This window comes from Streptomyces sp. NBC_00322 (genome assembly GCF_036147535.1).
Classification (GTDB): Bacteria; Actinomycetota; Actinomycetes; order Streptomycetales; family Streptomycetaceae; genus Streptomyces.
In genome coordinates this window covers 8,360,573-8,380,925 of record NZ_CP108019.1, presented here as the reverse complement: position 1 = coordinate 8,380,925, position 20,353 = coordinate 8,360,573, and the positions used below count along the sequence as shown (strand labels likewise).

The 20,353-nt window shown below is 69.1% G+C and carries 16 protein-coding genes and 2 pseudogenes; 6 read left to right on the top strand and 12 right to left on the bottom strand.

Annotated features, from left to right (window positions below):
- Window positions 1-66: 66 nt before the first annotated feature.
- Together OG905_RS38105 and OG905_RS38100 are read right to left on the bottom strand one after the other, a co-directional pair.
- On the bottom strand, window positions 67-1,407 hold the full coding sequence (locus OG905_RS38105) for an NAD(P)/FAD-dependent oxidoreductase (protein ID WP_328681745.1): 1,341 nt from the start codon (window positions 1,405-1,407) through the stop codon (window positions 67-69).
- Window positions 1,408-1,413: 6 nt separating this feature from the next.
- On the bottom strand, window positions 1,414-2,253 hold the full coding sequence (locus OG905_RS38100; protein WP_328681743.1) for an SDR family oxidoreductase: 840 nt from the start codon (window positions 2,251-2,253) through the stop codon (window positions 1,414-1,416).
- 599 nt (window positions 2,254-2,852) lie between these two features.
- On the opposite strand from OG905_RS38100, the gene OG905_RS38095 reads away from it, so the two are divergent.
- Entirely contained in the window at window positions 2,853-3,461 is a 609-nt protein-coding gene (locus OG905_RS38095; protein ID WP_328681742.1) for a hypothetical protein, read from the top strand.
- Between the two features lie 40 nt (window positions 3,462-3,501).
- A pseudogene (locus OG905_RS39265) lies at window positions 3,502-3,878 on the top strand (Tn3 family transposase); the annotation flags it as partial.
- Here OG905_RS39265 and OG905_RS38090 read toward each other — a convergent pair.
- Both OG905_RS38090 and OG905_RS38085 read right to left on the bottom strand, forming a co-directional pair.
- Window positions 3,879-4,445: an HD domain-containing protein gene (locus OG905_RS38090; protein WP_328681741.1), complete on the bottom strand. Its 567-nt coding sequence runs from the start codon at window positions 4,443-4,445 to the stop codon at window positions 3,879-3,881.
- Between the two features lie 378 nt (window positions 4,446-4,823).
- The gene (locus OG905_RS38085; RefSeq protein ID WP_328681740.1) at window positions 4,824-5,264 is read right to left on the bottom strand and encodes a MarR family winged helix-turn-helix transcriptional regulator; all 441 of its coding nucleotides are present in this window, start codon (window positions 5,262-5,264) and stop codon (window positions 4,824-4,826) included.
- A 136-nt stretch (window positions 5,265-5,400) separates the two neighbouring features.
- On the opposite strand from OG905_RS38085, the gene OG905_RS38080 reads away from it, so the two are divergent.
- A complete protein-coding gene (locus tag OG905_RS38080; protein ID WP_328681737.1) occupies window positions 5,401-6,903 on the top strand; it encodes an MFS transporter in 1,503 nt (500 codons plus the stop codon).
- Window positions 6,904-6,961: 58 nt separating this feature from the next.
- Here the strand turns inward: OG905_RS38080 and OG905_RS38075 are convergent, their stop codons facing one another.
- From OG905_RS38075 to OG905_RS38055, 5 genes and pseudogenes are all read right to left on the bottom strand, one after another.
- Window positions 6,962-8,191 carry a cytochrome P450 gene (locus OG905_RS38075; RefSeq protein ID WP_328681735.1) on the bottom strand — a complete coding sequence of 410 codons (1,230 nt, stop codon included), beginning with the start codon at window positions 8,189-8,191 and terminating at the stop codon, window positions 6,962-6,964.
- Window positions 8,192-8,333: 142 nt separating this feature from the next.
- Window positions 8,334-9,743 (bottom strand): NAD(P)/FAD-dependent oxidoreductase, encoded by a 1,410-nt coding sequence (locus OG905_RS38070; protein ID WP_443044042.1) that lies wholly within the window; start codon window positions 9,741-9,743, stop codon window positions 8,334-8,336.
- Window positions 9,715-9,960: a ferredoxin gene (locus OG905_RS38065; RefSeq protein WP_328681731.1), complete on the bottom strand. Its 246-nt coding sequence runs from the start codon at window positions 9,958-9,960 to the stop codon at window positions 9,715-9,717. The genes OG905_RS38070 and OG905_RS38065 overlap by 29 nt, the downstream gene beginning before the upstream one ends.
- Before the next feature lie 112 nt (window positions 9,961-10,072).
- A complete protein-coding gene (locus OG905_RS38060; RefSeq protein WP_328681729.1) occupies window positions 10,073-10,738 on the bottom strand; it encodes a hypothetical protein in 666 nt (221 codons plus the stop codon).
- Window positions 10,739-11,073: 335 nt separating this feature from the next.
- Window positions 11,074-11,811, bottom strand: a pseudogene (locus tag OG905_RS38055) (SAM-dependent methyltransferase).
- 373 nt (window positions 11,812-12,184) lie between these two features.
- On the opposite strand from OG905_RS38055, the gene OG905_RS38050 reads away from it, so the two are divergent.
- The 3 genes from OG905_RS38050 (at window position 12,185) to OG905_RS38040 (ending at window position 16,490) form a co-directional block, all read left to right on the top strand.
- On the top strand, window positions 12,185-12,835 hold the full coding sequence (locus tag OG905_RS38050; RefSeq protein ID WP_328681727.1) for a TMEM175 family protein: 651 nt from the start codon (window positions 12,185-12,187) through the stop codon (window positions 12,833-12,835).
- A gap of 1,022 nt (window positions 12,836-13,857) precedes the next feature.
- Window positions 13,858-14,601 (top strand): IPT/TIG domain-containing protein, encoded by a 744-nt coding sequence (locus tag OG905_RS38045; RefSeq protein ID WP_328681726.1) that lies wholly within the window; start codon window positions 13,858-13,860, stop codon window positions 14,599-14,601.
- Between the two features lie 614 nt (window positions 14,602-15,215).
- Window positions 15,216-16,490, top strand: a complete 1,275-nt coding sequence (locus OG905_RS38040) for an IPT/TIG domain-containing protein (RefSeq protein ID WP_328681724.1) — start codon at window positions 15,216-15,218, stop codon at window positions 16,488-16,490.
- Between the two features lie 199 nt (window positions 16,491-16,689).
- On the opposite strand, the gene OG905_RS38035 is transcribed toward OG905_RS38040, so the two are convergent.
- The 3 genes from OG905_RS38035 to OG905_RS38025 form a co-directional block, all read right to left on the bottom strand.
- Window positions 16,690-17,454, bottom strand: coding sequence for an SH3 domain-containing protein (locus tag OG905_RS38035; RefSeq protein WP_328681722.1), 765 nt, complete (start codon window positions 17,452-17,454; stop codon window positions 16,690-16,692).
- 474 nt (window positions 17,455-17,928) lie between these two features.
- Complete coding sequence (locus OG905_RS38030; RefSeq protein WP_328681721.1) at window positions 17,929-18,918, bottom strand: TolB family protein; 990 nt, start codon at window positions 18,916-18,918, stop codon at window positions 17,929-17,931.
- A 5-nt stretch (window positions 18,919-18,923) separates the two neighbouring features.
- Window positions 18,924-20,192 (bottom strand): MFS transporter, encoded by a 1,269-nt coding sequence (locus OG905_RS38025; RefSeq protein ID WP_328681719.1) that lies wholly within the window; start codon window positions 20,190-20,192, stop codon window positions 18,924-18,926.
- Window positions 20,193-20,353 lie beyond the last annotated feature (161 nt).

The window sequence follows — 20,353 nt, the reverse complement described above, 5'->3', positions numbered from 1 at the left end:
AGGGACAGGATGCGGAGGGACGGCGGCCGGAAAGGGGGGGGCGGGGCCGCCGTAAGGGGGCCGACGTCAGAGAGGCGGCGAAGGCGCCTTCGGCCCGGGCGCCTGGCCGGCCGGCGCATCGGCCCCGGGCATGGTGAAGGCGCGCTCGCGTCGCGAGCTGCTGATGAAGGCGACGGACCAGCTGAGCACCGCTCCCAGCCTGCTGCGGAATCCGGTGAGGAAGGCCAGATGGATGAAGAGCCAGACCAGCCAGCCGGGGAAGCCCGACAGGTGCAGCGGGCCTGCCTTGACGACGGCCCGGCCGCGGGAGATGTAGGCGGCACTGCCGAAGTCCCAGTACTTGAAGGGCTTCGGCTGCTTCGTCCTGCCCTCGACTGCGTGACGCACCATCCGGCCCGCGTATGCGCCCGACTGCATGGCAACCTCGGCCAGTCCCGGCAGCCGGTTCAGGCTCATCACGTCGCCCGTGACTCGGATCTCCGGATGGCCGGCGACGGTGAGGTCGGGTTCGACGGCGATGCGTCCGGCCCGGTCCTGTTCGGCGCCGGTTGCCCGGGCCAGCGCGGCGGCGATCGGCGGCGCCTCGACCCCCGCCGTCCACAGCACAGTACGGGCATCGAACCGGGTCGTCGCACCGTCACGATCTTGTACTGTCAGGCCGTGCGCGTCGACATCGGTCACCTTGGTGCCCAGGTGGAGCTCAACGCCGAGGCCCTGCAGGGTTCGGGCGGCACGGCGGGCCAGTGGGTGGCCGAACGCGCCAAGCACCTCGTCGGCCCCCTCGAAGACCATCACCCGGGCCTGGGCGGAGTCGATCGAATGGAACTCCCGGTCGAGTGTATGGCCGGCGATCTCCCGGATCTGTCCGGCGAGCTCGACACCGGTCGGCCCGCCACCGACGAGCGCGAAGGTGAGCCACTGCTGCCGCTCCTTGGCGTCCGCGGCCGTTTCGGCCATCTCGAACGCCTGATAGAGCCGCCGGCGAATGCCCAGTGCGTCCTCCAGGGTCTTCATGCCGGGCGCGTACTCGGCGAACTCGTCGTGCCCGAAGTAGGACTGACGCATGCCGACCGCGACAATCAGATCGTCGTACGGGAGGGACACTGCTTCGCCGTCGGGCCGACTGGCGTGGACCAGCCGGGCCTTGACATCCACGTCCGTGGCCTCGGCGAGAAGGCAGCTCACGTTGTGGTGGCGCCGAAGGACCGCACGCAGCGGTTGCGCGATCTGGCCTTCGGACAGAATCCCGGCGGCGCACTGGTACAGCAGCGGTTGGAAGAGGTGGTGGGCGCGGCGGTCGACCACGGTCACCGCGACCGGTGACCGCCGCAGCGCGCGAGCAGCGAACAACCCGGCGAACCCCCCGCCGAGGATCACCACCCGGCGGGGCGTCACATGGTCTTGCACAGGGGATCAGCCTCCGGTGGCGAAGCCGGGGAAGAGCGTCATCCCACCGTCGACGTAGAGCGTGGCGCCGACGACGTAGTCGAGCAGGTCCGAGGACACGGCGACGACGGCGTTGGCGATGTCGTCCGGGTCACCCACGCGGCGGTACGGAATCAGCCGCAGGAGGTCGGCCTCGGCCTCGGGGGTTGACCAGGCGTCGCGATTGATCGGCGTGCGGATCGCGCCAGGTGCAACCGCGTTGACCCTGATCCGATGGGGGGCCAGCTCCTGGGCGAGAGTCTGCATCAGCATCCCCACACCGCCCTTGGAGGAGGCGTAGTTCACATGCCCCGCCCACGGGACGATCTGGTGGACCGAGCTCATGCAGATGATCTTCCCGGCCGACCGGGACACCTCCTCCACCACGCCGCGCCGCATGAACTCCTTGGCGGCTTCCCGAGCGCAGAGGAACTGGCCGGTCAGGTTGACATCAATGACCTTTTGCCACTGGGCGAGCGTCATCTCCGTCAGGGCCGAGTCCCGCTGGAGGCCCGCGTTGGCCACCATGATGTCGATGGTTCCGAACTCCTCGACCATCCGGGCGACCATGGCGACCACCTGGTCCTCGTCGGACACGTCGGCCTCGTGGGCATAGGCCCGCACCCCGAAGTCCTTGATCTGCGCCACGACCTTCTCGGCCTCGTCCGCGCCGGCGACGTAGTTCACCACAACGTCCGCTCCGGCCCGGCCAAGGGCAACGGCAGTCGCCAGGCCGATACCCGAATTGGCGCCGGTCACCAGCGCCTTCTGGCCCCTGAGCAGCTGCGCGGATGTGATTCCGCGGCTCTCGTCGACTCCAGTTGCCACGAGCTCTCCTTAGGCGTTTTCGAACGGCCCGCCCGCCCACGTGAAGAACGCCGACAGGCGATGCGTGAGGGGGAGGTTGGGCCTCGGACTGTCCGCCAGGACGGGCCCACAGGAGCAGTCGCCAGCCTGCGCACAGACGAAAGCACCCTGCGTCGTGAGCGGGACGGACCGGCGCGCCACACAGCCGTATTTCGGCTGGGCATGTCACACGGTCGGGCTACAGGGTCCCGAGAGTCAGTACGGGCAGAACATTCCGAGGGCGAACAGCCTCAGCCGGGTTCAGCCGATCATCATCGCGACAAGCGCAAGCAAAAGGACCGCGCCCCTGATTTGTCGGGCGGGATTGGTCGATGCGGGGCTGACCGGCTGGCAGACAGCCGATCCACGCGCGGACGCTGAGGGAGTGGCAAGAGCCGGCACGAGCCGATTCTGGGTCTGGACCTCAGGTAGCTGGCTCAGCGTCGCATGCAGGACCGCGGACGCTACGGCTGATCGGCCTGGTGTTCACCTCACGGCTCGCCGGACCGGTCTGATCACCCTAGCGTCGGGTACAGGAGCCGGTGGCTCCATCGGCTTGGCAACCTGCACGAGGAGCACTCATGTTCATCCAGGTCATCCAGGGCCACGTCAGCGACGCCGCGGCGCTACGAGCCCGGCTCGACCGATGGCAGGCGGACATTGCTGCGGGCGCCACCGGCTGGCTCGGCTCCACAGGGGGTGTGACCGGTGACGGCACATTCGTGGGAGTGGTCCGCTTCGAGTCGGCGGAAGCGGCGCAGCGCAACAGCGACCGGCCGGAGCAAAGCGCGTGGTGGTCGGAGACTTCGAAGCTCTTCACCGGCGAGGTCACGTTCCACAACTGTCGTGAAGTCCTGTCGTACCTGCGGGGCGGCTCGGACGACGCCGGCTTCGTCCAGATCATCCAGGGGCGGGTCTCCGATCCCACTCGCCTCCGTGAGATGTACGACGCGACCGACGAAGGACGTCTTGCCGCGTTCCGGCCGGACCTGATCGGCGGCACCGTAGCGCTGCACGGCGACGGTGGGTTCACCGAGGCGGTCTACTTCACCTCGGAGAAGGCCGCTCGCGAGGGAGAGCAGAAGGAACCACCGGCCGAGATGAGAGAGGAATTCGACCAAATGATGTCCCTCACGCAGAACGTCACCTACCACGACCTCTCGGAACCCTGGCTCACGTCTCCGAGGTAGCGATCGCAGGTCACGGCGACCCTGCCTGGGACCCGCCGGAGCCGCGAGCCAGCGGCTGTGGGACACGCTGTGCGGGCTGCTGAATGCTGGGCAGCGGGCCGTGCTGGACTCCTTGCTGACGGTGCCGTCGGGGCCAGGGTGTCGGAGCTGGACCGGTTGCGCCGGGGCCCGGTGCGGAACTCGGGCCCGCAGATGAAGTGGTCGCTTCAGCGGGTGGAGGAGATCGCCGCTCTGGGGATGGGCGAGGTGGACGCCTCGGGATGCCGCCGCGGAGGATGGCGGAGCTGTCCCGGTACGGCGTGGACGGCCAGGCGACGCCCCTGCGGCGCCAAGGAGACGCCCGGCGTCTGGCGACGTTGCTGGCCTCCGCCGTCTGTCTGACGGCGCGGGCGGTGGACGACGCGCTGGACCTGAGCCCTACACGGCCCCGGCTCGCGCCGCTGCTGCGGCCACGCGCTCCACCACGGGCCGCCAGCAGTCCAGATCCAGCACGCGCAGGCCCACGACTTTGCCCGCGTCGTCGGCGCGGCGCAGCGAGACCGCCGCCGTGAAGTCAGGGTCTGTCTCGAAGACGGCGGCTTCCTCTGACGTCATGGCGCCGCCCTGGCAGCCGAGGGTGCGGGCGCTTCCCGGGGACAACGCGAGGTGCGCGTCGGTGGCGGCCAGATAGCGCTTGGCGGGGATGTGGAGCGCGACCAGGCGGGCGACCCGAGCACCGAGGAGGCCGGCGACGGCCGCCGCGGCGCGCTCGCCGTGGCCGGCCTCGTCGCCGGGCAGCAGGTGGTGGCCGATGTCGTGGACGAGCCCGGCGACCTGCAGCTCCTCGTCGTCGGGGTGGCGCTCGGCGAGGACCGCCGCAACCTGGAGGCCATGGTCGAGGATGTCCACCGGATCGCCTGAGCGGTCTGGGGTGTCCCAGGCGTCCTCGCAGTCGGCCAGCAGTGCCATGAGCTCGTCCACGGACGACGGTCGCTCTCCGTTCATGCCCGCACGCTGCCGAAGTCGTCCGTACAGCGGGTGTACGCGCGACGTACTCCAGGCGGCCGGGCGGCCAAGAAAGCCCGAAGTAGGACCGCTGCTCATGGCTACCTGGCCGCGCGCGGCACCTCCGGCACGGTGCCGGAGAACATCTCCGCGGTGGTGAATCAAGTTCCCGCAGATAGCAGGGCGTTATCTGTGGGACGACTTCGGACCGGTCCCGGAGCCGACGCCCCGTCAGCCGGCCACCAGGGACGACAGATCCTTAGCGCCAGGTTTCGTCCCGAAGTTCCTCAACTCCCGAGGCGATTGCGCTGAAAGGCGGCCGGCTCCGGTGTTGACGAACTCGCGCACCTCAGGGAGAGCGCCCAGGCCAAGGGGCCGTCAGGCGTCCTTCTCCATCATCGGTCGCAGGCGTTCCAGCAGCGCGTAGAGCGTCGCGCTCTCGGCTTCGTCCAGGGCGTCGAGGGCGCCGTGCGTCTCCTGCATCTCCTCGCGTACGCGGCGGATGATCTCGCGGCCCGCGTCGGTCGCGACGACGTTCTTCACGCGGCGGTCTGCGGGGTCGGCTTCACGGCGGACCAGCTCGCGGGCCTCCAGGCGGTCCACGATCCCGGTGACGTTCGACGCGTCGCACACCAGCAGGGCGGCGAGGCCGCGCATCGGCAGCGGGCCGCCGAGCTGGGCGAGGACCTTGGCCTGGGTGGAGGTGAGGCCGTGGTGGGCGGCGGCGGCCGCGAAATCACGCCACTGGGCGGTGCCGATGGCGGCGAGCAGCTCCAGCAGCTGGAGCTTGGTGGGGGCTTGCGGGGCGGTGGCGCTCATGGTTGGAGCGTACTCAAGATGCTTCATATTCTCAATTATTTACTTGACCACCTTAACCATTAAGGTCTACCGTCTGCGAAGTACTTGATGTCATCAAACATCTGTGATCTGAAGCATTGAGAAGGTCCCCACTCCCATGAGCACCGCCGCACCCGCACCCGTCACTGACGCCCGGCACAGGAACGAGACGGTCATCGTCTTCGCTCTCAGCCTTGCCGCCATGGTCGTGTCGATGATGCAGACCCTGCCGGTCCCGATCCTGGGCCTGATCCGCAACGACCTCGGCACCTCGACCGCCAACGTCAGCTGGGTGACCACCGCCACCCTGCTGTCCGCCGCCGTCTTCACCCCGCTGCTCGGCCGCTTCGGCGACCAGCACGGCAAGAAGCCCACCCTCGTGGCCGTCCTCGGCGTCATGGTCGCGGGCTCCGTCATCGCCGCGGTCGCGAGCTCGCTGCCGCTGCTGATCCTGGGCCGGGTGCTCCAGGGCGCCGCCACCGCGATCTTCCCCCTGGCCCTTTCCGTCCTGCGTGAAGAGGTCCGGCCGCAGAAGCTGCCCGGCGCCATGGCACTGGTCAGCGGCACGCTCGCGTTCGGCAGCGGGCTCGCACTCGTCGCCACCGGTCTGCTCACCTCCGGCGACGACGCCGACTACCGCAACGCCTTCTGGATGGCGACCGGCTTCGCGGTCCTCGCCCTGCTCGCCGTCGTCTTCCTGGTCCCAGCGACCCGGCACAAGACCGGCGGCCGCACCGACTTCCTCGGCGCGCTGACCCTCGGCATCGCTCTACTGCTGCTCCTGCTGCCGATCTCCCAGGGCCACGAGTGGGGCTGGACCTCCGGCCGTACGCTGGGCAGCTTCGCCGGCGCGGCCGTCATGACCGCCGTCTGGGTGCTGGTCGAGCGCAAGGTGCGCGAGCCGCTCGTCGACATGGGAATGTTCGTCCACCGCCCGGTCCTCATGGCCAACCTGGCCGGCATCCTCGTCGGCTTCGGCATGTTCGCGAACTTCCTCGGTGTCTCCTACCTCGTGCAGCTGCCCAAGGCGCTCACCGGCTTCGGCTTCGACGCCTCCATCCTGCGCGCGTCCGTCGAGTTCCTGCTGCCCGGCGCGATTGTCTCGCTGCTCGCCTCGCCCGTCGGCGGCCGGCTGGTCCGCCACCGCGGCCCCCGGTACGTGCTCGGCATGGCCGCGGCATTCGGAGCCGTCGGCTTCGGCTGGCTGGCCCTCGACCACGCCCACACCACCTCGGTGATCGGCGCCGGCCTCATCGTCGGCGCGGCCGTGAGCTTCGGCTACGCCGCCATGCCCGCCGTCATCATGGCGAGCGTTCCGCACCACCAGAGCGGCATCGCCAACGGCATCAACTCGATCTCCCGCTCCACCGGCAGCGCGATCGGCAGTGCCATCGTCACCACGATCCTGGCCTCCAAGACCATCGAGCACCTGCCGGCAGGTGTGCCGCCGCTGCCCGCCGAATCCGGGTTCACCCTCACCTTCGGCATCGGGGCCGTCGCCTTCGCACTGGTCGCGCTGATCAGCTGGCTCGGACTGCGCGGACAGCACGGCCCACGGGTCGTCGAGGCGGGCAAGGCGCCCGCGGCGCAGCAGGCGCACGTGCCGGCCAACGCCGGCTGACCCCTGCCGAGCCCTTCCGGGCGACGCCCGGGCCGAGAACTGCCGGTACTCCCGGACACTAGGCGCGCAGGCTGTCGAACTCGATGTTCAGATGGCGGGGTCCCCGCAGGACGGCGTTCTGGCGGTAGGGCGGAGGATCTTCCACCAGGCGGGGACTGTCGAGCCTGCGGGCGAGCTCGGACAGGGCGATCTGCGCCTCGAGGCGAGCGAGCGGCGCGCCGAAGCAGCTGTGGATACCGCTGCCGAGTCCCAGGTGCTGGATGTCCTTCCGGTCCGGGTCGAAGCGATCGGGGTCCTCGAAGCGTTGCGGGTCACGGTTGCCCGAGGCCAGAACCAGCCACAACGACGATCCCTTGGGGATGGTGACACCGCGGACCTCAATGTCGGCGATCGGTGTGCGCTGCGGCAGCAGCTGCACCGGCGGTTCGTAACGCAGCAGCTCCTCCACGATCGGCACGGCCAGGCGCGGCTCGTCCCGCAGGCGCTGCAGGACATCGGGGTGGCGCAGCAGGGTGAGCATCCCGTTGGTGATCAGGTTGACCGTCGTCTCATGGCCTGCGATCAGCAGCAGGGCCGCGGTGCTGAGCACCTCCATCGTCGACATGGCTCCGTCCGGTCCACCGCCGTTGACCAGCGCGGAGAGCATGTCGTCACTCGGGGCCTTGCGCCGCTCCTCGATCAGCCCGGCCAGGTACATGCCCAGTTGCGTCCGAGCCTCCTTCGCGATGCGGTCCCGCTCGGCGAGGTCCTCGCTCGGGGCGGGATCCAGGCTGGCGGCGAGGGTGTCGGCCCAGGTGTGGAAGCGTGGCTCGTCCTCACGCGGCACCCCGAGCAGTCGGCAGATCACCGTCACGGGGAAGGGGTAGGAGAACTGGTCGACCAAGTCGATGCGGCCCCCGTTCGCGAGACCGTCGATGAGACCGGAGACGATCTCACCGAGTTCCGCGCGCATGCCCTCGACGCGCCGGGGGCTGTGCGGCGGCCCGAAGGGGCGGTTGGTCATACGGCGCAGCCGGTCATGCTCAGGGGGGTCGAGCCGCAGGAAGCCGGGCGGCAGGCTCGTCTCCTCCTGCGACTGCTGCAACTCGTCGGCCACCGGCGCGGCGAGATTGCGGGCCTCGGAGCTGATCCGCGGATCGTGCAGCAGGCTGTGGATGTCGTGGTAGGTGCTGATGACGTACGGGCCGTCTTCGTCGTGGGCCACCGGCGTCTTTCGGAGCTCCGCGTAGAGAGGGTAGGGGTTGGCGCGGTTGGAATAGTCGGTAATCTGCCGCAGGAGTGACGTCATGACAGGTCCTTGAGGGCGTGGGCGCCGGCCGTGGAGTCGTTGCCGGAGACGGTTCGGGTGGTGGCGCGGTCCGGCCCCGGACGGACCCGGACAGGAGGGGCCGCCGTCGGACGGCCCGCAGTCGTCGGACGGCCCGCGGTCGTCATCGGCCGGGGGTGAAGACCAACCGCCGGTCGGCGGGCGAGTAGCCACTGAGGGTGACGGTCGGACCGTGGGTGGGCACGGAGGGGTCGGGGAAATCGGCCGGGAGCGGGCGCTGCCCGTCGGAGCGCCTGTCCAGGGTCGGGAACGGCGGCGGGAACGGCGCGGTCGACTCGATCAGCCGCTCGTAGAACGGCAGCCACCGCGAGTTGTCGAAGGTGACGGCGCCGATGACGCGTCCCTGGTGTCCGTACACTCCCGTGAACCTGCGCTCCGCCAGTGCACCCTGGCTGATGAGGATCTCCTCGCCCATGGACGGCACCCCGACCGACTTGATGTTCACCCCGAACTGGGACGACCAGAAGGCAGGCACCCACATGTGCGGGCGGCGGTCCGCGCCGGCGCTGACCATGTTGTGCGCGGCGATCTCGGCCTGCGAGACGGCGTTGCCCCAGTGCTCCAGGGACAGGAACTGGTACCCGAACAGCGGGTGCGGGGACCTCGCCACGTCGCCGGCGACGAAGACGTCATCGGTCACGATGCCCCGGATGTCGAAGGCCCGGCATCCCGCGTCGCACGCGATGCCACGGGGGCCCGCACCCAGTCCGGATCCAGCCAGCCATTCCGTATTGCGGGTCGCGCCGAGCGAGACGACCACGATGTCCGCCTCGACCGCGGCGCCGTCGGACAGGTGGGCGGAGCGCACGCGCCCTGCGGAGTCACCCTCCAGCGAGGTGACCATGACACCGCAGCGCAGGTCCACGCCCTGTTCGCGTTGCATCTGTGCGGCCACATCGCCGATCACACCGCCGAGGGCACCGGCCAGGGGCGCGGCGGCGCGTTCCGCGACGGTGACCGCAATTCCCCGCTCCCGGCAGGCGGAGGCGATCTCCGAGCCGGTGAATCCCGCGCCGATCACGACCACCCGGCGTGGTCCCTGCGCGAGCCGGCTGTGCAGCCGAGCCGCGTCGTCGCGGGTGCGCAGGACGAAGACCCCGTCGAGCTCCGCCTCGCTCTCGTTCGGCCACGGACGGGCCCGCACACCGGTCGCGATCAGCAGCCGGTCGTACGCCACCTCGTCGCCGTCGGCGAGTTGCACCCGCCTCGCCGCCATGTCGAGACCGGTGGCCGCTACCCCGAGGCGCCACTGCGCGTCCGGGTCCCGTCGCCGGGGAAGCGCGGTGCGGTCGGCGGCCGCCTTCCCCAGCAGGACCTGCTTGGACAGGGGCGGCCGGTCGTACGGCTCGTACGGCTCGTCGCCGATCAACGTGAGGGAACCCGCGAAGCCCTCCTCCCGCAGCGTCTCCGCGGCCCTCAGGCCGGCCAGTGACGCGCCGACGATCACGATCCGTCCCTCGCGCCTCAACCATTCCAGCTGGCGGTCACCGTCCACGGGATGCCTCCTCACCATGCGCGGCGGGAGCACCGGCCGTTTCGTCCAGGCCCTCCACGAGGATGGCCTGGACGGGGCACGCGGCTACGGCACGCGCCATGTGCTCCCTCTGCTCGGCGTCGGCCTGCGGGTTGTACAGCAGTGCCTCGTCGCCGTGCATGGCGAAGACATCGGGCGCGAGGAACGCGCACTGCGCATATCCCTGGCAGCGGTTCAGATCGACGACAAGCCTCATCAAGGTGCGCCCTTCCAGTGGTTCCGTTCCTCAGCTTGCGGGTGTTGTCGTGTTGTCGCGAGCACAGACGGGCCAGAAGCGTCATGGGTCCGCATCGCCCGGGAACAGCGCGTCATGACATGGAGGCCGATGCGGACGGCCGGCGCAGACCGGCCACAAGGATGTGCAGGCTGAGAACCAGGGCCCACAGCGGGAAGACCAGCTCCGACCAGGCGATGCTGTCCGTCACGAAAAGCAGCGTCAGCGCGACGAGATAGCCCAGGATGGACAGCCATCGGGGAAGGACTCCGAGGCGGTGCCCCATGGAGGAGGTCGTCAGGGCGAACACCGCTGCCATGCGCATCGAATACGTCGTCAGAAGGCCGTAGGTGAAGTGCTGGCCGAACGACTGCAGTTGCGGCCCGGAACCGGCCCCGGACACACCCGCCGCGGCCAGCAGGCTTCCCGCTGCCGCCGCGGCGCCGAAGAGGGTCGCCACGAAGAGCAGACCGCTGCCCAGGAACACAGTGGCGACGAACTTGTCCTCCGCATCCCCGATACGTGCGCGTACAGCGCCCATGAACCACAGGAAGAAAATGCCCGCGAACGGGATGAGGCCCAGCGCCGTCTGCACCGTGCGCCGCCGGGAGGCATCGGAGAACCAGTCGCCGCTCACACCATCCGGGTCGGGCAACGTCAGGCGGACCAGAATGATGGCGGCGCCGAGCAGCAGAGCGAACAAGATGCCCACCAAGCCCGCGGCCCGGGGAGTACGCAGCGCCTGATCTCTTCTCGCCATGGGCGGCCGGCTCGCTTCCTCTCCGCATCCGTGGGACACCCGATACCGGGACGGACCACTGCAACCAGAAAGAACCCATTACTCGTGGCTGCGCCACCCGGAGCGCGCGTGAGGGTGACACGCGGCGAGGCGCACCGTGCGCATCGCGGCTGATCGAGCCGCCGAAGCGCGGGTCGTGGTGCTCGGCCTGACCTTCCAAGTCTGTCGGTGGTGCTGAGCAGCCTGCCCGAGGTCCGACCCGCCTTCCCTTGGACCGACCGCGGCAGTCTCACGTGGCCGTGAGCCCGCCGAGAGGTGGGATCACGGCCAGGCCGGAGCAGTGGGACAGGTCCAGGTCAGCTGGAGGTCTGGCGCAAGACGAGGCAGACGAAGCCAAAGCTGTCCCGGTAGGAACGCAGCCATTCGGAGCGGCGGGTGGTGGCTGTCGAGAGGACTTCGGAACTGTCTGGATCATCAGGATGGTCCAGGGCCCATGCCGCCATCGACCCCCAGCATGCCCACTCGTAATCGTCCAGCTCCCGACGGGTGCTGACGTGGCCGTGGACGGGCGTCCACCCGTCTGCGGTCACGCGATCCAAGGTGGTCGCCAGGTCGGTGAGGTCGCCGAGCATCTCAACGGCTTCCGGGGAAGGCTCTTTCTCTCAGAATCCGTCGCCGACCAGGACGCTTCCGCCCGGAGCCAGATGCTTTTGTGCCGCCGCGAGAGTGGGGAGCAGGCCGCCGAAGGCGTGGGTGGCCCCGACGCTGAGCACCAAGTCGAACGCGTGCGCGGAGGCGAAGTCGGCGGCTGCCTGGTGGTGGAGGACCAGGCGTTCTTGGACGCCGAGGCTGCTCGCGGCGTCACGGGCTTGTGCCAGCGCGTCTTCAGAGATGTCGACGCCCTCGGCACGCAATCGAGGGCTGGTGGCCAGGGCGCGAAGGAGCCACTCTCCCCCTCCGCAGCCGAGATCAAGCACACGCGCATCAGGTTGGGAGATCCCGCGCTCGAGCAGTTCGCGCACCGAATCGTCGTCGAGGGGAGACTTAATCGGATGATTGGCATGAGCGATCGCGGACATCTGTTCACGGTTCATCGGCGCAGCCTGACACCGCCGGAAGACTGCACGCACCTCCATTTCCTCGGTGAACTGCACGCCACTTACGCTCATATCCCGCTCCTTCGCCGCCGATCAGCCGTTCCTCGCCGTGAAGGAGTGGCGGCGAGCCCGGCACAGGACCGATCATTCATCGTCAGTCCCGTGTGCCGTCCGGCTCAGCTCGCTTCGGCCCGTTCGGCCCGGGCTTTGATGTGGGCCAGGCCACGCCGCGGCCATGGGTCGACGACGATTCAGGTGGTCCCCGGCAGATGGCAGCGGGCTGATGCAACGCAGGGCTTCGTCGGGAGGCGCCACCGTCGGGTTGATCAATCCGAGCATTCCGGGGCATTCAACCCTAAGGTGAGGGGCTGTGAGTGGCCACCAGCGAGTGCGGGACGACGAGGGGAGCGCGGCCCGACTCCTCGCGCTGTCGGACGGCGTGTTCGCCATTGCGATGACGCTGCTGGCGCTGGACATCACGCTGCCCGCCGGGCTGGATCCCGCCGGTTTCGAGAATGCGCTGGGGGATGTGATGCCCAACGTCTGGGCGTACGCCCTCAGCTTTCTGGTCATCGCGGCGTTCTGGCGGGGCCACCACCAGATCTTCCGATACACGCAGAAGGTGGATGCGATGGTCATCAGGCTCGGGCTGCTGGGCCTGGCGCTGATCGCCCTGATGCCCTTCCCTACCACCCTGCTGGCCGAGTACGGGGACGAGCCGGAGTCGGTGGCCGTCTACTCCGGCGCCGTCGCGGCCATGGGCGCCACACAACTCGCGCTGGCGGTCGCTCTGTGGAAGCGCCCGTGGCTGGGTAGCGTGGCGCTGCCCGATCCCGTCGCACGCAACGATGTGGCCGATCTGGCGTCGACGGTGCTGGTCTTCGCCGTCGCCGTCCCGCTCGCCTTCGTCTCCCCGACCGGCGCGAAGCTGTGGTGGGCGGTGCTGATCCCAGTCAAGTGGGTTACGGGCGAGCGGGCCAGGCGCCTGCGCTCGGCCGCCCAGCAGCCAGACGCCACGTAGAACTCCGTTACTGACCTCTTCGGAGGGTCGTCGGTTGGTGACGTGTCCTGATGCCTGCCCTCGGACGGTGGTATGCGGTACGCGCAGAGTGGCGGGTGAGTGAGCATCCCCGCAACCCCACGGGCGCCCACTCCTGACCACTCCCTATACCTTGAGTACGCATCGCGCTGACGCACTGCTCGGACGCACTCAGAAGGCTGTTGTCATGTAGGCGTCGGTCGCGATGGGCCGGCGGGCGCGCCAGACCCGGCGGTGCTCTCGGTCACAGCACTCGATGAGACCGACCCGCCGGACCCCGGCGGCGCGCCGGGGCCTCTGCGTCGTCTCGTCTCAGACGACGATGTGTCAACCAGCGGCGAGAGGTCCTGCAACGCTGCGGGCAGTGCGCCGATGCCGCTCTGGAGGTACCGGCCGCGCGCGCCCGGCGCAGGTCGGCGGCGCGGGCGACCCGCCATTCGTCGCAGAACTGCGTCATCGAGCCGTGAAACCCTCTGGGCGGGAAGAAAGAATGTGCAGGGACTCCGCCCTTCGTGTGATGCGGCGTCAGGGGGGTTGTGGACGGGCTGGCTCACCTGGGGTAATAGGCGTACCGGAACCGCAGGTTCGTCCTTCCTCTTCGAGGCCAAACGATGGCCAGTCCGTCGTTCGCCCAAGCTGCGTAGTGCGATTGAGCTGGCGGCAATCACACAGGACAGGACCCGTCACCGGTGCGGCGCGCTCGAGCAAGGTCAGGAGTTGGCCGCCCCTCGAGCGGTCTCCCTGCCCCCCACCCCTATCCCGATGGCCTGAGCCAGGGGCGCCCCAGTCGCGGGCGACCAAGCCCGGGCGCATGTCCTGACCGAGTCGATGTGGTCGATCGGCTGCGGAGGATCCGGGCGCATGCGCGCCACAGTGCTTCCCACCCCGTGCTGTGCCAGGTCCAGGGCGGGTGCATCGCTTGCTGAGGAGTGGCGATGCCCTGCCGCTGGGACAAGACACTCCTCCAACCATCGCACGCGTTGCCCTCTTCTGGAGGTACAGCCATGCCTATCAGTCCGAACCAGGGATCCACTGGTGGCGGGACCACCGTCACCATCACCGGCGTCAACCTCGCCAACGCCAGTGCCGTGAAATTCGGCAGCAAACTGGCGACCATCACTGCCAACACGCCCACGTCGGTCACGGTCGGTTCCCCGTCCGGGGCCGGCGTGGTCGACGTCACCGTGACCACATCGGGCGGCACCAGCAACCCGCTGTCGTTCTTCTACATCGGCGCCCCGTTCAAGAGCGCGCTGGGCGCCACCTCCGGGCCCACCGCGGGCGGGAACACAGTCACCATCAACGGTACCGGGCTGTTCACAGCGTCTACCGTCAACTTCGGGGCCAACGCCGCGACCCCGACCGTGATCTCCGACAACCAGCTCAGCGTCGCCGTCCCGACCGGGGCCGGGCCCGGAACGGTCAGCGTGAGCGTCACCACAGCCGGCGGCACCAACAACGGCCTGTCCTACACCTACGTGGACACGCCCACGGTCACCACGCTGTCCCCCAACTCCGGATCGGACGACGGCGGCACCGCAGTGACTATCACCGGCACCAACCTGTCCACCACCCAGTCGATCACCTTCGACGGCGCACCTGCGCCGTTCACCGCGGCCAACAGCACCAGCGTGATCGCGATCACCCCGCCCGGCAGTGCAGGCGCAGTTGACGTTGTCGTCACCACCACCGGCGGCAGCGCCACGGAGGTGGGTGGCTTCACCTACCTAGGCGGACCGGGCATCTGATTCGGCATTCCCGGCACCCGATTGACCACCGGGCCGGACATTGAAAGAAGCCCGGGCGTAGGCATCCACTCGCGCCCGGGCGCTCCACGCCCGACGCAGCAGTTGTCGACTGTATTCATCCGCTCTTGCACGGAGGCGCCGTGATCACCTCCCAGAGCTCCAACATGGCAGCCGCGTCGCCTCCGGCCCTTATGGGGCTCGCTGCCAACCAAGGACCTATCACGGGCGGCACGAAAGTGACGCTTACCGGCACCAATTTGAGCGGAGCAAGAGCGGTGAACTTCGGCGCACAGCAGCCGTCTTCACCCGAGTCTCGTTCACGGCATTTGGATAGTCGTTGCCTGGCGGTGGGCTCGTTGAGCGGGTGGTCGTGCCCGGCGCAGACCCATACTCCGCAGACAGCCTGGCTCAATTGCCGGCCACGGCAGGGACGACGTGCCGGGCATGTGTCGATCCGCTTCCGCCCCCTGATGGCAGCGGCCGGAAATGCCCAACCGCGTCGTACTGGGCTTGCCCGCCGCGTGCTCCAACTCATCTTCAGCACTGTCCAATTCGCCCAGCACATCTATGCCTCGTGCGGCTCTGCCCCCAGTGATGCGTGAAGGAGTACAACCATGGCTGCCCCCACCTTGTCCTCTGTCAGTCCCAGCCAGGGACCCTCTTCCGGGGGGGCCACCGTCACTCTGACCGGTACCGGTTTCACCGGCGCGACAGCCGTCCGGTTCGGCACGAACGCCGCCGCCTCCTTCACCGTCACCGGCAGCACACAGATCATCGCGGTGACTCCCCCCGGCACCGGCGCAGTCAATGTCACCGTCACCACCAGCCAGGGCACCAGCACCCAGACCGTCACCTACACCTACGTGACCGCCCCCGTGCTCTCAAGCCTGGCCCCCAGTCAGGGCCCCACCGCCGGCGGCACCACAGTCACCCTCACCGGCACCAGCCTGTCAGGCGCCACGGCAGTGCGTTTCGACGCGACAGCGGCCTCATCGTTCACCGTCAACTCCCCCACACAGATCACCGCCGTCACCCCCGCCCACGCAGCCGGCGCCGCACCCGTCACCGTCACCACCCCCGGCGGCACCAGCAACGCCCAGACCTTCTCCTACGTGGCCGTACCCTCCGTCACCAGCCTGGCCCCCAGTCAAGGCCCCACCGCCGGCGGCACCACGGTGACCCTCACCGGCACCAGCCTGTCAGGCGCCACAGCAGTACGTTTCGACGCGACAGCGGCCTCATCCTTCACCGTCAACTCCCCCACACAGATCACCGCCGTCACCCCCGCCCACGCAGCCGGCGCCGCACCCGTCACCGTCACCACCCCCGGCGGAACCAGCAACCCCGACAATCCCCCCGCCTACTTCTTCTACGCCACACCGCCATCGGCGACAGACATCACGCCCTCTTCCGGAGTGGTGGCGGGCGGTACCACGGTGATCCTGACCGGAAGCGGATTCATCAACGCGACAGCGGTGCGTTTCGATGCGACGGCGGCCTCGTCGTTCACCGTCAACTCTTCCACGCAGATCACCGCCGTCACCCCCGCCCATGCAGCCGGCGCAGCAGCCGTCACAGTCACCACCCCCGGCGGCACCAGCAACGCCCTCACTTACGTCTACCTCCAAGCCCCCACCATCACCAGCCTGACTCCCAGCCAGGGACCCGCCAGTGGCGGCAGCGTGATCACACTGACCGGAACCAACCTCACCACCACCGCCAGCGTCCAATTCGACGGCACCCCCGCAGCGTTCACCGTGCTCTCCCCCACCCAGGTCACTGCCCTCCCCCCTGCGGGCGCCGCAGGAGCCGTCACCGTAACGGTCGCCACTGCCGCCGGCGTCAGCAACGGGCTGACCTATACCCGCATCGCAAGCCCCGCCATTTGACCGCCTCCCTGCACGTACGAGCCGCTAGAAGTGGACCCCGCAAGCGTTCGACATGACCTTCGATGGACACTTCACCAGCAACCTCATCCGGCAGGCTGCTGAAAGGCGGCGAGCCACGCGGCGGTTCTCCACGCAAGGGCGCTCGGGCCCGCGCGGCGGCGAACCCGGATCTGGCCCCGCCGGATCACCCTCTGTGCGGTCATGGCGAGCAGTAGGCGATGGCGGTGATCGAGTATTCCTGCGTGCTGGAGACGTTGTGGAAGTTGACGGTCCAACTGTCGTCAGGGTTGGAGCTTGTGCTGCGGTAATTGTTCACGGGGATGACCTCGTCGCCCGCTAGCCAGCCGCCGGCGACTGCTCTTTGACCGGCCGGACAGACGGTGACCAAAGCAGTGGTCTGTCCAGGTCCCAGTGTGCCGGGGTCTCCGAATACCGGGGTGATGTTGGCGGTGTTGGAGGGTCCGGTGGGCCCTGTGGGTCCGGTGGGTCCCGTAGGTCCGGTGAGTCCGGTGGGTCCGGTGGGTCCCGTAGGTCCGGTGGGCCCCGTAGGCCCGTGCCCGGTGGGTCCGGTCGGCCCCGGTTTGTGGCATGGCGGTACGGGGCGTGTGACATGGATGTAGCGGGCGGCGACCCAGCCGGAGCGGTTGGCGAGGCTGTACCAGGTGGCGTTTCCGCCTACGTCCTGGCCGTCCGCCTCGCACAAGATGCTGATCCGGGCGCCTTCGGAGTACCCGCCCAATTTGGTGGAGTGGGTCGTGGGCAGGGCGCGGATGCTCAGGCCCTTCGTGGCCGTGACGGCCCCTCGGACGGTGGTCCGGGGCTCGTTCGGCGTCTGCGCGACAGCAGCCCATGATGGCGCGGCGCTCGTTGGCCTCTGGGTTGCCGCTGCGGGTTCCGACAGCTCGCACGCCAGGCCCAGGCTCATCGCTGCCAGGACCAGTGGTGCGACCGCAATCCTTCCCATCACCAACCACCATGCCTTCCGTCGTGCTTCCACAATCAAGGGATAGGTAGAGAGGAAAACGTATATGCCATCGATAAGCACGTTATGACACGAAGAATATGAATGAGTATTTTCCGGTTTCCGCGCACCGCCCTGCGTCGGCTCTGCTGGTCCGCCCACTACAGCTCACCCGCCCACTGCCCGGTGGTGCCCTTGTGCTCCGGCGCGCCCTCCTCCAACGAGTAGAACGTGATGTTCCCCCGCCTTCGCATACCGCTGCACCGGGCCGAGCGCGTCGATCACCGGCCGGTGCACCGAGTTGCTCGATTGGAACTGAAGCACCCTCAGCAGCTCGCTCAAGTCCTTGCGGTAGTGGCCCTTCGGCCAGTCGCCGCCGCGCTGGTCTTGTGATGTGCAGGCCGGCCGTCACCAGGGATTGACGACCTCGTCGAGGCCGTGCATCCACTCGAAGCTTCCGTGGCGCAGGCGCTCGGGTCAGCCGAGTGCGGCCGGTGACTCGGAGTCGGGTACCAGTAGGTGAGGTGCGCCGGAGCCGTCAGAGCGCACGGACCAGACGTCGGGGTCGCCGCTGCTGTCTCGCACCGTGTAAGCGAGCGTGGCGTTGTCGAGCCAGGCTGCCTGGTCGTCGATGCTGCGGGTCTCGGCCAGCGGCGTCACGCGCATTGAGGCCAGTTCGAGCACGGACAGCCGCCAGCCGCGGGTGGGGTCGGCGCCGATGGCCTGCTTGAACGCGATGCGGGTGCCGTCGGGTGACAACGACGGGCACTCAACGTTCCCCTTGAGTGTGCGCACGGTTCTGGCGGCGAAGTCGCCCTCGACGAGGTATCGGCGGCCGGCCGTGGACATGGTGGCGTAGAACCGGTTGTCGTCGGCGGTGAAGGTGACGCCCCAGAAGTTGACGTCGGCGGCCTGGTAGGGCCGGGTTCCTCTGATCACCGCGAACTTCTCCAGTGTGGTGACGAGCGCGCCGGTGCGGGTGTCAAGGATGCCGGTACGGGTGGAGAAGCCGCCGCCGCTGTAGGAGTCGCCGCCGACGAAGGTGGTCCACGCCACCATGCGGCCGCTGGCCGAGACCCGGGCTCGGTTGGGCAGACCGGGGACCGGGACCGCCCGCTTCTCATGGAGCTCCTGGTCGAGGACGACCAGGTGGTAGGACCACGGGGAGTCGGGACGGATGCAGACGCCGGTGCCTGCCGCGGCGTAGACGCGGACGCACTCCAGGGGAGCGACCGTCCGCGGTCCGCCCGGGTCCTCCCGGGGGACGGTGGCGAGATGGCGGTTGCTGACCACCAGCAGTCGTGGGCCGGGAGCCAGCGTCGCGCGGTCCGCGGTGGCGGTGAGGGGATCAGCGGTGTTGCCCGTAGCGCTGGTCCGGTGGGCGGACAGGTGGATGTAGCCGATGGCGACGGCGGCGAGCACCGCCGTGGCGGCCAAGAGGATGGTGATCCGAGTCCGCTGGTTCATGGCGCTCAACTGGATACCTCCTGGGCGACGGCGGTGGGTCGGCGAGCAAGCAGCACCGCGGTGGCGGTGATCGCCACGACTACGCCTATGGCGGCCATCCGGCTGGCGGTGGCCGGGCCCCACGCCTGCCAGGCAATCCCGAACAGGATCGAGGAAACGAGGTAGGCCAGTGCCTGGCCGGTCTGGACGACGGCGATGCCGGTGGTGCGCAGCCGCCCGGGCAGCAGCGGGCCTGCCAGCGCCATGAGCACGCCGTCGGTGGCGGCGTAAAAGACGCCGTAGAGGCCGAGCGTCAGGCCGATCAGCGGCCATCCGTCCAGTGGTCCGAAGAGCAACAGATACACGGCGACCAGCGCGGTGTAGCCGCACAGCATCACCGGCAGTCGGCCGACCCGGTCGGCCAGGGCGCCGATGGGAGCGGCGAGCAGCAGATAGGCGAGGCTGGTGCCGACTGCGAGCAGCGGAAACCAGCCTGCGCTCAGCTCTTCGCGTCGCTGCAGGAGCAGGTACACGAAGCCGTCGCCGACGGTGGCCAGTCCGAGCAGGCAGGCGGCGAGGATGAGGCGGCGAACCGGCGCGGACCGCAACAGGGTGACGGCGTCGCGGGGTGACACGGTCCCGGCCGTGGGTTTGGCGTCGCGCCGGTCGCGGACGAACAGCACCAGCAGCACAACTCCGAGGACAGCAATGCAGAAGCTGGTGACGAAGACCGCGTCGAAGGACTGGCCGGCGGCGGCGAGGACTGCCAATGCCACCAGCGGGCCGAGGAAGGCGCCGAGGCTGTCCATCGCCCTGTGCACGCCAAAGGCCCGCCCCAGGGCATCCGGTGGCGTCGACAGAGTGATCAGTGCGTCCCGAGGTGCCGTGCGCAGTCCCTTTCCGGTCCGGTCGACCGCGATCACCAGACCCACCGCGGCGACCGACCGGCCCGCCGCGAGCAAGCCGAGCTTGGCCACGGCGGAGAGCGCGTAACCAATGCCTGCAACTGCCTTGCGGCTGCTTGTCCGGTCGGCGACGTAGCCGCCGATGATCCGCAGCAGCGCCGTGGCGCCGGTATAGGTCCCGTCGATCACTCCGTAGGCCATCGGGCTCAGCTGAAGGCCGAGTACCAAGTAGAGGGGAAGGACTGCGGTGACCATCTCGGCGGAGATGTCGGTGACCAGGCTGACAGCGCCGAGAGCGAAGACGTTGGCGCTGAGCGCGGGCCGCCGGAGCTTGCCGGACCCGGCTGCGCCGACGGCCCCCTTGAACCAGCCGATTGTCGACAGGTACACGCGGTTGCGCACCTCCTGCGGCTTGCACGGGGCGAGCGGGTGGGGGCCGCCGCTGCGACGGCGGACGCCCACGGAGCGTTCGTCTGCAGCGGCACTCGATCGCGATGACGACGGCCCATCGTCCGGTGCCCGCGCCGCGTGAACCACCCACGGCAGTCGGC